This is a genomic window from Marinobacter nauticus (assembly GCF_003634635.1).
In the GTDB taxonomy this organism is placed as follows: domain Bacteria; phylum Pseudomonadota; class Gammaproteobacteria; order Pseudomonadales; family Oleiphilaceae; genus Marinobacter; species Marinobacter nauticus.
Genome location: NZ_RBJB01000006.1, coordinates 80,421 through 94,820 on the forward strand (window position 1 = coordinate 80,421; position 14,400 = coordinate 94,820).

At 57.7% G+C, this 14,400-nt stretch carries 12 protein-coding genes; 6 read left to right on the forward strand and 6 right to left on the reverse strand.

The window, feature by feature from the left end:
• Positions 1–37 precede the first annotated feature (37 nt).
• From argS to hslU, 4 genes are all read left to right on the forward strand, one after another.
• On the forward strand, positions 38–1,723 hold the full coding sequence (argS, locus tag C7436_RS16800) for an arginine--tRNA ligase (protein WP_014420563.1): 1,686 nt from the start codon (positions 38–40) through the stop codon (positions 1,721–1,723).
• 7 nt (positions 1,724–1,730) lie between these two features.
• On the forward strand, positions 1,731–2,375 hold the full coding sequence (locus C7436_RS16805; RefSeq protein WP_121208529.1) for an SPOR domain-containing protein: 645 nt from the start codon (positions 1,731–1,733) through the stop codon (positions 2,373–2,375).
• Positions 2,376–2,466: 91 nt separating this feature from the next.
• On the forward strand, positions 2,467–2,997 hold the full coding sequence (gene hslV, locus C7436_RS16810; RefSeq protein WP_011784337.1) for an ATP-dependent protease subunit HslV: 531 nt from the start codon (positions 2,467–2,469) through the stop codon (positions 2,995–2,997).
• 14 nt (positions 2,998–3,011) lie between these two features.
• The gene (gene hslU, locus C7436_RS16815) at positions 3,012–4,343 is read left to right on the forward strand and encodes an HslU--HslV peptidase ATPase subunit (protein WP_011784336.1); all 1,332 of its coding nucleotides are present in this window, start codon (positions 3,012–3,014) and stop codon (positions 4,341–4,343) included.
• A gap of 85 nt (positions 4,344–4,428) precedes the next feature.
• Here hslU and C7436_RS16820 read toward each other — a convergent pair whose 3' ends face one another.
• The 3 genes from C7436_RS16820 to C7436_RS16830 form a co-directional block, all read right to left on the reverse strand.
• Positions 4,429–5,670 (reverse strand): patatin family protein, encoded by a 1,242-nt coding sequence (locus C7436_RS16820; RefSeq protein ID WP_022992070.1) that lies wholly within the window; start codon positions 5,668–5,670, stop codon positions 4,429–4,431.
• A gap of 93 nt (positions 5,671–5,763) precedes the next feature.
• Positions 5,764–8,070, reverse strand: a complete 2,307-nt coding sequence (gene ptsP, locus C7436_RS16825) for a phosphoenolpyruvate--protein phosphotransferase (RefSeq protein WP_121208530.1) — start codon at positions 8,068–8,070, stop codon at positions 5,764–5,766.
• A gap of 12 nt (positions 8,071–8,082) precedes the next feature.
• Positions 8,083–8,613 carry an RNA pyrophosphohydrolase gene (locus C7436_RS16830; RefSeq protein ID WP_011784333.1) on the reverse strand — a complete coding sequence of 177 codons (531 nt, stop codon included), beginning with the start codon at positions 8,611–8,613 and terminating at the stop codon, positions 8,083–8,085.
• Between the two features lie 182 nt (positions 8,614–8,795).
• Between C7436_RS16830 and C7436_RS16835 the strand changes: the two genes are divergently transcribed.
• Entirely contained in the window at positions 8,796–9,452 is a 657-nt protein-coding gene (locus C7436_RS16835; protein ID WP_113880404.1) for a histidinol-phosphatase, read from the forward strand.
• A 10-nt stretch (positions 9,453–9,462) separates the two neighbouring features.
• Here C7436_RS16835 and C7436_RS16840 read toward each other — a convergent pair whose 3' ends face one another.
• From C7436_RS16840 to C7436_RS16850, 3 genes are read right to left on the reverse strand one after another with little or no spacing between them, the layout of a single operon-like run.
• The gene (locus C7436_RS16840) at positions 9,463–10,659 is read right to left on the reverse strand and encodes a class I SAM-dependent rRNA methyltransferase (RefSeq protein WP_121208531.1); all 1,197 of its coding nucleotides are present in this window, start codon (positions 10,657–10,659) and stop codon (positions 9,463–9,465) included.
• Positions 10,660–10,665: 6 nt separating this feature from the next.
• Positions 10,666–11,058: a glycine cleavage system protein GcvH gene (gene gcvH / locus C7436_RS16845; protein ID WP_022992066.1), complete on the reverse strand. Its 393-nt coding sequence runs from the start codon at positions 11,056–11,058 to the stop codon at positions 10,666–10,668.
• Positions 11,059–11,105: 47 nt separating this feature from the next.
• Complete coding sequence (locus C7436_RS16850; protein WP_121208532.1) at positions 11,106–11,996, reverse strand: LysR family transcriptional regulator; 891 nt, start codon at positions 11,994–11,996, stop codon at positions 11,106–11,108.
• Between the two features lie 113 nt (positions 11,997–12,109).
• Between C7436_RS16850 and metE the strand changes: the two genes are divergently transcribed.
• On the forward strand, positions 12,110–14,380 hold the full coding sequence (gene metE, locus C7436_RS16855; protein ID WP_121208533.1) for a 5-methyltetrahydropteroyltriglutamate--homocysteine S-methyltransferase: 2,271 nt from the start codon (positions 12,110–12,112) through the stop codon (positions 14,378–14,380).
• Positions 14,381–14,400 lie beyond the last annotated feature (20 nt).

A 14,400-nucleotide genomic window follows, 5' to 3' on the forward strand; every position in this document is an offset into this window, starting at 1 on the left:
GACACCCATTCTTCTGCAAACCGAGTCATTCGACAGCATGAAAGAGACCGTATCCGAGCTTCTCCAGTCTGCACTGGCGACCCTGCAATCTGACGGCACATTGCCGGCAGACCAGAGCTTCACTCCTCAGGTGGGCAACACCAAAGACAAGTCCCACGGGGACTATGCCTGTAACATTGCCCTGGTGGCCTCCAAAGCCGCTGGCTGCCCGCCTCGCAAGCTGGCCGAAGCCCTGGTGGCGGCATTGCCTGAGAACTCCGCCGTGGAAAAAGTGGAGATTGCCGGGCCGGGGTTTATCAATTTTTTCATGAGCACTGCCAGCGCCTTCGGCATTGTGAACACCATCCTGGACGAAGCGCAGCAGTTCGGCCGCAACAACTCCGGTAACGGCGAAAAGGTTCAGGTGGAGTTTGTGTCTGCCAACCCCACCGGCCCTCTGCACGTGGGTCACGGACGGGGCGCCGCCATTGGCGATTGCCTGTGCCGCTTGCTGGAAGCCAACGGTTACAACGTTACCCGGGAGTTTTACTACAACGACGCCGGAGCCCAGATCAACAATCTGGCCCTTTCGGTGCAGTCCCGCGTTAAGGGCCTGACGCCGGAAGATGAAAGCTGGCCGGAAGATGGCTACCGGGGCGATTACATTGTCGATGTGGCAAACGCCTACCTTGCTGGCGAAACCGTGGTGGCCGACGACCGCGAGGTAACGGCAAAAGCCGATCCGGAAGACCGGGATGCCATCCGGGAATTCGCCGTCGCCTACCTGCGCCGTGAGCAGGACCTGGACCTGAAAGCCTTTGGGGTTCAGTTCGATGTGTATTTCCTGGAATCCTCTCTGTACGAGGATGGCAAGGTGGAAGCCACCGTTGAGCGCCTCAAGGCCAACGGTTACACCTATGAGCAGGATGGCGCCATGTGGCTGAAAACCACCGAGTTCGGCGACGACAAAGACCGGGTAATGCGCAAGAAAGACGGCGGCTACACCTACTTCCTGCCCGATGTCGCTTACCACCTGGACAAGTGGCAGCGCGGTTTTACCACCGTAATTAACGAGCAGGGTGCCGACCACCACTCCACCGTAACCCGTGTTCGCGCGGGACTGCAGGCCCTGAAGGCAGATATCCCCCAGGGATGGCCGGATTACGTTCTGCACCAGATGGTAATGGTGACCCGTTCCGGGCAGGAAGTAAAAATCTCCAAACGTGCCGGTAGCTACGTTACCGTGCGGGATCTGATCGACGAAGTGGGCCGGGATGCCACCCGCTTCTTCCTGGCGGCACGTCGCGTGGACTCCCAGTTGACTTTCGATATCGACCTGGCGCGCTCTCAGACCAATGAAAACCCGGTGTATTACATCCAGTATGCCCATGCCCGGATTTGCAGCGTGCTGCGCAAGCTGGCCGCCGAGGGCGTACAGCGTGGCATGAACGAATGCGTCGGCGACCTGAGCCTGCTGACTCTGGATGAAGAAAAAGAGCTGGCCAACCAGTTGGCGAAGTATCCGGAACTGATTGCCAACTCTGCCGCCCAGCGCGAGCCGCATCACCTCACCCATTACCTGCGTGAGCTGGCGGGCCAGTTCCATACTTACTACAACGCCCACAAGGTGCTGATTGAAGATACCGCCCTGCGGGACGCAAGAGTCAGCCTGTACCTGGCCGTGCGCCAGGTGATTGCCAATGGCCTGGACCTGCTCGGCGTAAGCGCACCAGAGGAGATGTAATCAGGCCATGGCCAGAGATTACGCCAGGAAAGATCGCCCTGCGGGCAAAGGGGCCGCCGCCAGCAAGCCTGCTGCCAGGCCCCGCAAGCCGTCCAAACCCCAAAAGAGTGCACCATCACACTCACAGCATGGCGCGTTGTCTATGAAAACCATCCTGTCTCTGGCCGCCGTGGGTGGCTTCATCGGCTTTATTGTCTACCTGAACACCTTGCCCGGCGGGCCGGAAACGGCAAGGCAAACCCCGATTCAGGAACAGACCCCGGTAGCGCCCAAGCAACCCGCCAACACCACGGCTAAACAGGATAGCCGGCCGAAAGAACAGAACTTCCGGTTCTATGAAATGCTGCCGGAATCCGAGGTCGTTCCGCCCAAAGTGGAAGAATATACCCCGGGCCCGGCCATGCAGGAGTTCGATTATGTCGTACAGTCTGGCTCGTTCAGGAGTAAGGAAGACGCCGAGCGACAGCGCGCACAGATCGCCTTCCAGGGACTCAGGGCTCATGTACAGCGTATTGATCTCGACAATGGAAGTGTCTGGTACCGCGTAAATGTGGGACCATTCAACTCACGCAGCCAGATGAACTCGGCGGTCGACAAGCTGGTTACTATCAATATCCAGCCTCTGGTGCGGAAGATCCCGAAAGAAGGCTGAACTTTGTTCAGCCACCTCCCCTGCTCTTGAAATCCCGCCCAGCGCCTCCATAAAGCCAAAATACAAATTCAAACAGGCAACTGGAGCGCCAATGACCACGATAGTTTCCGTACGCCGGGAGAATGAAGTCGCCATGGGCGGTGATGGCCAGGTATCCCTCGGCAACACCGTTATGAAAGGCAATGCCCGAAAGGTACGCCGCCTGTACAACGGCCAGGTAATTGCTGGTTTTGCCGGTGGCACCGCCGATGCCTTCACCTTGTTCGAGCGATTCGAGGCCCAGTTGGAAAAGCACCAGGGCAATCTCACCCGTGCCGCTGTTGAACTGGCCAAAGACTGGCGCACGGACCGAGCCCTGCGCAAGCTGGAAGCCCTGCTGGCCGTTGCGGACAAAACCGCTTCTCTGATCATTACCGGCAACGGCGACGTAATCGAGCCGGAGCAGGGGCTGATCGCTATCGGTTCCGGCGGGCCGTTTGCCCAGGCCGCCGCCCGGGCGCTGCTGGAAAACACCGAGCTCAGCGCCCACGAAATCGCCGAGAAGGCGCTCGAAATTGCCGGCGACATCTGCATTTACACCAATCAGAACCGCACTCTGGAAGTGCTGCCCATTAAAGACTGACGACCGGAGCGACCATGTCTGCAATGACTCCCCGAGAGATTGTCCACGAACTGAACAAACACATCGTGGGCCAGGAAGAAGCCAAACGCGCCGTCGCCATTGCCCTGCGTAACCGCTGGCGCCGCATGCAACTGGACAGCAGTCTGCGGGATGAAATTACCCCGAAAAACATCCTGATGATCGGCCCCACCGGCGTCGGCAAAACCGAAATTGCCCGCCGGCTGGCCAAACTGGCGGATGCCCCCTTCCTGAAAGTGGAAGCCACCAAATTCACCGAAGTGGGCTATGTAGGCCGGGATGTTGAGTCCATCATCCGCGACTTGGCCGACATGGCGGTTAAAATGCTGCGCGAACAGGAAATGAAGCGGCATGAACACCGTGCACTGGATGCCGCCGAAGACCGCATTCTGGATGCCCTGCTGCCGCCCCCCAGGGATTTTAACGAAGACAGCCAGCGCACCAATGCGGACTCCTCGACCCGACAGCTGTTCCGCAAGAAATTGAGGGAAGGCGAGCTGGACGACAAGGAAATCGAGATCGATTTGCGCAGCAGTGGAGCCGGCGTGGAGATCATGGCACCTCCGGGTATGGAAGAGATGACCTCCCAGTTGCAGAGCATGTTCTCCAACCTGTCTTCGGACAAGCGCAAAACCCGCAAGATGAAAGTGGCGGATGCCATGAAGCGGGTGAAGGACGAAGAAGCCGCCAAGCTGGTGAATGAGGAAGAGATCAAGCAGAAGGCCATTCAGGCGGTTGAGCAGAACGGGATTGTCTTTATCGATGAGATCGACAAGGTTGCCAAACGCTCGGAAAACACCTCCTCGGATGTGTCCCGGGAAGGCGTTCAGCGCGACTTGTTGCCTCTGATTGAAGGCAGCACCGTAAGCACCAAATACGGTTCCATTCGGACTGACCACATTCTGTTCATTGCCTCTGGCGCCTTCCACCTGTCCAAGCCTTCTGACCTGATTCCGGAACTGCAGGGCCGCCTGCCGATTCGCGTGGAGCTGCAGGCGCTGACGCCGGACGACTTCAAGCGCATTCTGACCGAACCGGATGCCTCGCTGGTGCAGCAGTATGAAGCGCTGATGGGCACCGAAGGTGTGAAACTGACCTTCGCCGACGATGCCATCGCCCGCATTGCGGAAGTGGCTTACAAGGTGAACGAAACCACCGAGAATATCGGTGCGCGCCGCCTGCATACCGTGCTTGAGCGCTTGCTGGAAAGTCTGTCCTACGACGCTGGCGACCAGGTCACCGATACCTTTGAGGTGACAGCGGACTACGTTGACGAGAAGCTCGGCGAGCTATCTGAAGACGAAGACCTGAGCCGCTACATTCTCTGATTCGCGGTTTCCTGAAATGCCAACAAAAAAGCCGGAGGGGATAACCTCTCCGGCTTTTTCATGCCCGTATCGGCAACATCAGTACTTATTCTGCCTTTGAGAACAGGTGCGTGACGGTACTGAAGCCGCTCGCAATCCGGTTCTTCTCGCCCTGCTTCTTGCGACCTTTGGCCACATACAGGGGCAGCATTTCACCATACAGGCTGGTACTGATGGTTCTCTGCTCATCCTCAAGACGATCCCGGCGCAGCGTAATGCCGTACTTGCGCAGTTTGGGCTCCAGTTCATCTGCCCGCCGAAGCAGATCTCGGCGGGTCATCTGATAGGCGTGTTCACACACCATACGGCGACTCTGGAAGCTGAACACATTTGAGAAAAACAGCTTGGCATCATCCCGGGTAGGTTCAAACAGCAATATGTCCTTATCCGGATAATCACGGGTGTATTGAGCAATACCCGACTGCATACGGGAATAAACCATGGTCCGGAACATCTGGGACAACAGATTCGGCATTCCGGAACGGGTAAGCTCTCCCGGCTTCATGGTCCCCGCGCGCACCGCAGCACTGGCATCGATGGGCACCTGGGGATTGACCGCCAACACCAGATCCGCGCCATCTTCAAAAGCGACCGAGGCATGCAACCCCTTTCGCAGCGTACCGTCCACGTAAAAACGACCATCAATCTCGACCGGCACGTACAGCCCCGGAGATGAAGTACTGGCTTGAACCGCCCGGGATATGGGGACATGATCGTACCCGGGCGCACCAAAGCAGACCGCCTCCGTGCTCTCCACGTCTGCAGCAACCACATACAGGCTGCGCTTGAGCTGACGAAAATCATTCGTGCGGCCAAGCATGGTGAAGGCGCGCTTCAGGTACTCGTGCAACCCCTCGTTATCGAAAAGTCCGGCCGGTGCCGCCTGGGCCAGAATGGTCATGGCTTCCAGCAGGCTCTGGTCGTAAGGGTTGTTCACAAACCGGCTGACCGCCGTTGAAAGCAAGCCCGGAACGGCGAGCAGCCGGCGCCCGATCTCACGCAAAGCCGGACGATAGAAAACCTCAGGGTGAAACGGATGAACCTCAGCTTCGTTCCTTACGAAGATGCGGCAAAGCTGGGCTGTGGTCATCTGGTTTGCCAGATTGGCAGCCACAAAAGAGCCGGCATTTACGCCGACATAGACATCGATATTATTGAAATCCAGACCATCCAGGGCTTCGTCCAGAGCCCGCAGGGCACCGATCTCGTAAATACCACCCAGAGGCCCGCCACCGCCAAGGGCGAGGCCAATTCTCGGTGCTGGCTTGAGCTCGGTCGCTGTCTTCATTGCCTGTCCTTATCGGATACTGCTGCAGGATTTCAGTTATCCAACAACCTAACAAGGGAATTTAGAGTGCGCACACTATAACCCTCACAACGCTCAGGAAACGGCCTGTTCTGCCAGTGCTGCCGACGAGGTACGGGCAGGGCGCAAGTAGCGACCAAAACCGGCATTGCGTAACGCCAGATCAACACAGCTCTTGATGACATGAGGCGAATCCAGCAACAGCACATCCTCCAACAGTTGGATGGCCCATTCCCGCCCCACGCTGCGGATCACGGATTTCACTTTCGGCAGACTCGCCGCGTTCATCGACAGGGAGTCATAGCCCATGGCCATCAGCAACAGCGCGCCGCCCGGATCACCCGCCAGTTCGCCACAGATACCCACCGGTTTGCCCACCGAATGGGCATCCTGAGCCACCCGCACCAGCGCCTGCAGCACCGCCGGATGATAGGAGTGATACAGCTGCGCCACCCTCGGGTTATTGCGATCTACCGCCAACAGGTATTGAGTCAGATCGTTGGAGCCCACGGACAGGAAATCTACCCGCTCCGCCAGCTCACGAATCTGGTAAACCGCGGCCGGAATCTCCACCATCACACCCACCTTGGGCATATGAATGTCGTACCCTTCTTCACGAACTTCGTGATAGACCCGATAGATCAGGTGCAGGGACTCCTCCACCTCAGAAATATTGCTGATCATCGGCAACATGATCTGCAGGTTGTTCAGACCCTCACTGGCCTTGAGCATGGCCCGCACCTGAACCAGGAAGATCTCGGGGTGGTCCAGCGTTACCCGGATGCCGCGCCAGCCCAGGAACGGGTTTTCTTCCTGAATAGGGAAATAGGTGAGTGCCTTGTCACCGCCAATATCGAGGGTTCGCATGGTCACCGGGTTAGGGGCAAAGGCCTCCAGCTGTTCCCGGTAGTATTCCCGCTGTTCCTGCTCTGACGGGAAGCGGTCCTTGATCATGAACGGCACTTCGGTGCGGTACAGGCCAATGCCCTCGGCACCATGGGAAAGAGAGCGCACCACGTCGGTCATCAAACCGGTATTCACCAGCAGCGAGACCCGATGACCGTCAGTGGTCTCACAGGGCTTGTCACGCAGCGCTTCAAGGCCCCGAACCAGTTCGTCTTCTTCGTCACAGATGGCCTGGAAAAAGGCTCTAAGATCCGCCGAGGGAGACGCGAAAATCTGCCCTTCGAAACCATCTACCACCAGTTCCCGGCTATCGAGCTGGTTAACCGGGATGTCTACCAGCCCCATCACCGTGGGCACACCCATAGCCCTGGCCAGGATGGCAACATGGGAGTTGCTCGATCCCTTAACCGAGACCAGTCCAACCAATTGACCTTTGGGCACTTCACCGAGCATGGCCGGCGTCAGCTCTTCACTCACCAGCACGGTGCGCTCGGGATACTCCAGATGCTTCTGCTCACCTTCCTGAAGGTGTGAGAGTAATCGGCGGCCCAGATCACGGATGTCGACTGCGCGTTCTTGCAAGTACAGGTCGTCCATCATCTCGAAATGACGAACATACTGCTGAACCACCTGTTTCAAGGCACCCTGAGCCCAGACGCCTTCCCGGATTCGATTCGCCACCTCCCCCGGTAGCGCCTCATCTCCCAGCATCCGCAGATAGACATCGAACAACGCCTGCTCTTCCGGCCGGAGCTGGGACGCAAGGCGGTTGGCAACGCGCTCGATATCTTCCCGCACCGCCGAAACAGCTGAACGAAAGAGTTCCAGCTCCTGATCGATGTCTTCGGTCGGCTTTTCCGGGACCACATCCAGATCGGCGGCAGGATAAACCACCACGCCCGTTCCAATGGCGACACCCGGCGCTCCGGGAACGCCGCTGAAACTGACATCGCGGGCTTCCTCACCCGTCAGCGACAATCCACTGATGGCACCTGTGGCCTCACTGTGGGCAATCACACCCGACAACTGGGCTGACACGGTGACCAGAAAAGCTTCTTCACCTTCATCGAAGCAACGGGAACTCTCCCGTTGCTGAACCACCAGCACGCCCAGTACCCGGCGATGGTGAATGATCGGCACCCCCAGAAACGAGCGGAAGCGTTCCTCACCGGTCTCCGGAAAGTAACGATAGCGCGGGTGGGATGGCGCATCTTCAAGATTGATGGGTTCCTCACGGGAACCGACAAGCCCCACCAGACCCTCAGAGTAGGCCAGGCTGACCTGACCCACGGAGTCTTTGTAAAGGCCTTCGGTGGCCATCAGGATGTAGCGATTAGAGGCGGGATCCAGCAGATAAACCGAGCAGACCTCTGTGCCCATGGCCTTTTGCACCCGCGATACAATGATTTCCAACGCCTCCTGGAGATCGCGGGCGCTGTTTACCTCTTGTACTAGACTTCGCAGGATGCTCAGCATGGAGTCAGTCCGTCATTTCTGATGTTCCTTCATACGCCGTGGGTTCTCGGCCCGGTGCCACTGCTCCATGTTATGAAACAGTCTGGGGGCCAGTTCCCTCAACGCGCGTCTGTATACTTCTCGTTTAAATGAAACCACCTGCCCCAACGGATACCAGTAGCTCACCCACTGCCAGCCGTCGAATTCCGGTGAATCCGTGCCATCCACGCGTACATGCGCATCTGGCGATAACATCCTCAGCAGGAACCATTTCTGTTTTTGCCCCACGCATACGGGGTGCGAGTTATGGCGTACCATCCTCCTCGGAAGCCGGTAACGCAGCCAGCCCCGGGTGCAGCTGATGATTTCCACATCGCTGGCACACAGGCCGATTTCCTCTCCAAGCTCCCGGTAGAGTGCATCCTCGGGGGTTTCGTTGTGCTTGATACCGCCCTGAGGAAACTGCCAGGAGTCCTGCCCTATTCGCCTTGCCCAGAGAACTTCTCCCCTGTGGTTGGCCAGAATGATTCCGACGTTGGGTCTGAAACCGTCTGAGTCGATCACGGCACAGTCCTCGTAGTAGTCGGCTGCCGGTCATTTTTTAACCGGCGAAAATTGTCCAAGTTGCTCTCATTCTTACAGAAACCCAAGGCTTCGGCAAACGGAGCTGTTGGCGGCACGTTACTACCATGCCGTGGTAGACTGTCGACTTTGCCATGATGCCTGTACGGATGGGAGGAGAAGGCTTGACGCTCGCGATTTTTGATCTGGATAACACTTTGCTGGCCGGGGACAGCGACCATGCATGGGGCGAATTCCTGGTGGAAGAGGGCATGGTGGATGCGGAGGAGTACAAGCGGGCCAACGACCGCTTCTATCAGGAATATCTGAATGGAGAGCTGGATGTTTTCCATTACCAGCGCTTTGTCCTGGCCCCCCTCACCCGCCACAATCTGGAAGAGCTTGAAGGCTGGCGGGCTGCTTTCATGGCCAAGAAGGTGCAGCCGATGATGCTGGACAAGGCGGTGAAGTTACTCGCGGATCATCGCGAGCGGGGCCACACGCTGATGATCATTACGGCAACCAGCCGTTTTATTACCGAACCTATTGCCGAAATGCTGGGAGTGGATCATTTGATTGCCACTGAGCCAGAGCTGGTGAACGGGAAATTCACGGGTGAAGTGGCGGGCACCCCGAGTTTTCAGGAGGGCAAGGTGGAGCGGCTGAATGACTGGCTGACTGCCCACGGCGAGAGCCTTGAGGGCGCCTGGTTCTACAGCGATTCCCACAATGATTTGCCGCTGTTGCGGAAGGTGGACAATCCTGTGGCGGTGGACCCGGACCCTACCCTGGAGAAAACGGCAATTGAGAATGGCTGGGCGGTGATTTCGCTGCGGGCGTAACGCCCGCAGATCACAAAAACCCAGTCAGGGAACGCACAAAGCAGGACTTGATATAGTCCGTCTCCGGAATCCCCGGTACGATCGGATGATCCGGCGCCTGATGGCCCTGCTCCAGTAGTTGCACAAACCGGTCGATCTTGCGGCCGCTGCTACGAATAATATCGATCAGCTTTTCCTGGGAAAGGTGCATGGAACAGGAGGCCGACACCAGTAGTCCGTCGCGCTCCAGCAGCCGGAGCCCCAATTGATTCAACCGGGCATAAGCCTGCTCACCGGCTTTCTGGTCCCGGCGGCGGGGAATCAGTGCGGGCGGGTCCAGCACCACGATGTCGAATTTTTCCTTTTCATCCGCCAGGGCTTTCAGGGCATCAAAGGCATCGCCTTCAATGGTATCCACGCTTTCCAGCCCATTCAGTTTGGCGTTGTGGTGTACCGCATCTACAGCGGCTGAGGATGCATCCACGCAGGTCACCTGGGATGCGCCGGCACAAGCGGCCTGAACGCCCCAACCGCCCACGTAACTGAACACATCAAGAACCTTTTTTCCGGGCGCGTAGGCTTGCAGGCGCTGTCGATTCATGCGGTGGTCGTAGAACCAGCCGGTTTTCTGGCCGCCCGCCAGGGGCACTTCAAAGCGGGCGCCGTTTTCTTCCACCAGCACAGTGTCGGCTTCCGGACCGTGGGCAAATTCCACGTAAGTATCCAGCCCTTCAACCTTGCGCATTTTGCCATCGTTCTTCAGCACGATGATGCGGGCATGAGCCAGGCGCTGAACAGCACGGACAATAGCCTCCTTCATCTGCTCCATGCCGGCAGTGGAGATCTGCACCACGACGACATCATCGAACCGGTCTACCACCAGGCCAGACAGGCCATCACTGTCGCCGAATACCCAGCGATAGAAGGGTTTATCGAACAATCGTTCCCGCAGACTCAGTGCCGCCTCCATGCGATCAGTCAGCCGCTTGGGGGTCATGCCGTGAGCGGCATCACGACTGGTCAAACGACCGCAGATCAGGGCATGGGGGTTCACAAACGCTACCCCCATCGGTTTGTCGTTCGATGCCCGAACCTGCACCTGCGCGCCGGGCTGAAACTCCGTCAGCGGGCTGCGGCGGGTATCCACCTCGTTGCTGTACACCCACAAGTGACCGGCCCGGAGACGACGTTCTGCGCCTTTGCGCAGATAGAGAACGGGGAATTCCATCAATAGTTATTCCTCAGCGGCCACGTGTTCAGCGTAGGCAGCCGCATCCATGAGGCCTTCCAGCTCGCCTTCGTCGGCCAGCTTTACCTTGAACATCCAGCCATCGCCGTAGGGGTCTTCGTTCACGATTTCCGGCTCGTCTTCCAGCTTTTCATTGATCTCGATGACCTCGCCGGTTACCGGGCTGAAAACGTCTGAGGCGGATTTCACGGATTCTGCCACGCCGGCTTCTTCGCCGCCGTTTACCGTTGCGCCCGTTTCCGGCACACCGATGTAGACCACGTCTCCCAGCTGCTCCTGGGCAAAATCGGTGATGCCCACGGTGGCGGTGCCGTCAGCGTCAACGCGCACCCACTGGTGAGTTTCGATGTACTTCAGATCAGAAGGGATTTCACTCATGATTTGTGTGTCCTGTGATAATTTTCCGCGCAGTTTAACCGAAGAGATTAGTTCCAGCGAATGCTGCGGGCCAGCTTCACGAACGCGTTCAGATAATCCACCGCCTCATCACGCTCCCGGAAACCCAGAAAAATCTGTTTTGGCATACCTTGTTGACCGAGTTTCAGGGCTCTGATGGGCATGTTCCGGGCATAGTCATCCACCAGCCAGCGAGGTAACGCGCTCACCCCCCGCCCTGCAGCGACCATCTGCAACATGATATCGGTGGTCTCAATGGTCTTATGGCGTGCCGGTGCGGTATGCGCCGGCAGAAAAAACCGCGTGAAGATGTCCAGACGCTCTACTGCCACCGGATAAGTAATCAGCGTTTCTTTTTCGAGTTGATGCGGCTCTACCCATTTTTCATCGGCAAGCGAATGATCTTCCGACACCACCAACACCTGTTCATAATCGAACACGGGCTCAAAACGTACACCTGGCTTATGCAACGGGTCCGGGGTAACCAGCAAGTCGATATCATGACCAAACAACGCGCCCATGCCGCCGAACTGGAACTCCTGTTTCACATCCACATCGACATCCGGCCACTGCTGCAAGTAAGGGCCTACTACTCTCAGAAGCCATTGATAGCAGGGGTGACACTCCATGCCAACTCGCAAGCTGCCGCGCTGCCCTTGGGCAATCTGGTGAATCTGCATCTCAGCGTGTTCAAACTGCGGGAGCAAACGATTGGCCAATGCCAGCAGTTGATGACCAGCCTGAGTCAAACGCAACTGACGCCCCTCTCGGAGCCAGACCGACGTGCCCAGTTGTTGCTCCAGCTTACGAATAGCGTGGGACAACGCCGACTGGGTGAGGTGTAGCTGTTCCGCCGCAGCCGTCAGCGAGCCCTGGCGCTCCACCGATCGCATGATTTCCAGATGATGCCGCTCGACCATGACCTGTCCGTGAATATTTTTCATGATTTAGTGAAATAATACCATTTTTATTCATGCAAAAGCCCGCCTAACCTTGAGGCCTGACTCACCACACAGGATTCAAGGACTCGATCATGGCAACCACACATAACCTCGGCTTCCCCCGTATCGGTGGCCAGCGTGAGCTGAAATTCGCGCTGGAAGACTATTGGGGCGGCCAGCAAACCGAACAGGAACTGGCCATCACGGCAGCCGATCTGCGCCGGCGTCACTGGCAGCAACAGGCCGGGCTCGATTACGTGCCGGTAGGCGATTTTTCCCTTTACGACCAGGTGCTGGATATGTCCGTCACTCTGGGAAACCTCCCCATCCGGGCAGCCAGCAAAGAAGGCTCGGAGCTGGACGCTTACTTCCGTGCCGCACGTGGCCGGGGTGCCAATGATAGCCCCTGCTGCGCCACTGCCGCTGGCGAGATGACCAAGTGGTTTGACACCAACTACCACTATATTGTGCCGGAGCTGACAGCTGACACTCGCTTTGAACTCAATCCGGAACGACTGTTAACACAACTGTCCGAAGCACGGAAACAGGGACTCAACGCAAAACCCGTGATTATTGGCCCGGTGACCTATCTCTGGCTGGGAAAAACCTCGGATGGAAGCAATCCTCTGGATTTGCTGGAGCGCCTGCTACCGGTGTACTCCCAACTCCTGGAAGCCCTGGCGGATGCCGGCGCGGAATGGGTTCAGATTGACGAACCTGCCCTGGTCACGGACCTGGACGCCAACTGGCGTTATGCCTTCAATCTGGCTTACCACCAGCTCAAAACGAACCGCCCGAAACTGCTATTGGCCACCTATTTCGGCGAGCTCAGGGACAATCTTCAGCTGGCGTGCGAATTGCCCGTTGCAGGCCTGCACGTTGATGCCATCAGCGCGCCGGCCGAGGTCAGTCGCGTGGCAGACTGGCTGCCGAGCCACAAGGTGCTTTCTCTCGGGGTGGTCAACGGTCGCAACATCTGGAAATCGGATCTGAACAGCACTCTAGGCTGGTTGGAACCCCTGAACGAAAAACTGGGCCAACGTCTGTGGCTGGCACCGACCTGCTCGCTTCTGCATGTCCCTGTCGATCTCTCTCAGGAACAGGAACTAGATCGCGACATTCGCAACTGGCTGGCGTTTGCGGTACAGAAACTCGACGAACTGAAGATTCTCGCCAGAGCACTGAACGAGGGCCGCAGCAGCGTGCGCGCCGAGCTGGCAGACAATCAATTGGCCATCGATAGCCGCCGCAGCTCCCATCGCGTGACCAATCCGGAGGTTCGAAAGGCCGTTGCCGCCGCCACGTCTGAGCTTGGCAATCGCCAGAGTCCCTACCCTCAGCGGATCGTCCGCCAGCGGGAGAGACTAAACCTGCCCGCCTTCCCGACCACGACCATCGGATCTTTCCCGCAAACCCGCGAGATTCGACAGGCGCGACTGCAATTCCGTAAGGGCGAGCTGAGCGAACAGGCTTACATCGAACAAATGCGAGCAGAAATCGTTCGTTGCGTGGAAGAGCAGGAAAAGCTCGGACTGGATGTCCTGGTACACGGCGAACCCGAACGTAATGACATGGTGGAATACTTTGGCGAGCAACTGGACGGCTATGCCTTCACGCGCTTCGGCTGGGTTCAGTCTTACGGTTCGCGCTGCGTGAAACCGCCGATTCTGTTTGGCGATATCCGCCGACCCCAGGCCATGACCGTGGAATGGATTCGCTATGCCCAGTCGCTGACGAACAAACCAGTGAAAGGGATGCTGACCGGCCCGGTGACGATTCTGAACTGGTCTTTCGTGCGGGATGATCAGCCTCGCAAGGATTCCTGCCTGCAACTGGCCCTGGCAATTCGCGAGGAGGTTCAGGATCTGGAACAAGCCGGCGTGAACATCATCCAGATCGACGAAGCCGCTCTGCGCGAAGGTCTGCCGCTGAGAAAGTCGGACTGGGCAACGTATCTGGAGTGGGCAATCAACAGCTTCCGCATCGCCGCCAACGGCGTAGATGACAGCACCCAGATCCATACCCATATGTGCTACTCGGAATTCAACGACATCATCGAAGCCATTGCCCGTATGGATGCCGATGTCATCACCATCGAGACCTCTCGGTCAGACATGGAACTGCTGGATGCGTTCCGGAGCTTTGAATACCCCAACGACATTGGTCCGGGCGTATACGACATCCATTCGCCCAACATTCCAGACAAGGAACATATCATCAACCTGATGACTCTGGCGGCTGAACGTATCCCCGCAGAACGGCTGTGGATTAACCCGGACTGCGGCCTGAAAACGCGGAAATGGGAAGAAGTGACGCCGGCACTGGAAACCATGGTAGCGGCAGCGCGGGAACTGAGAAGCTAGGTTTCACAAGCGGCAATCTG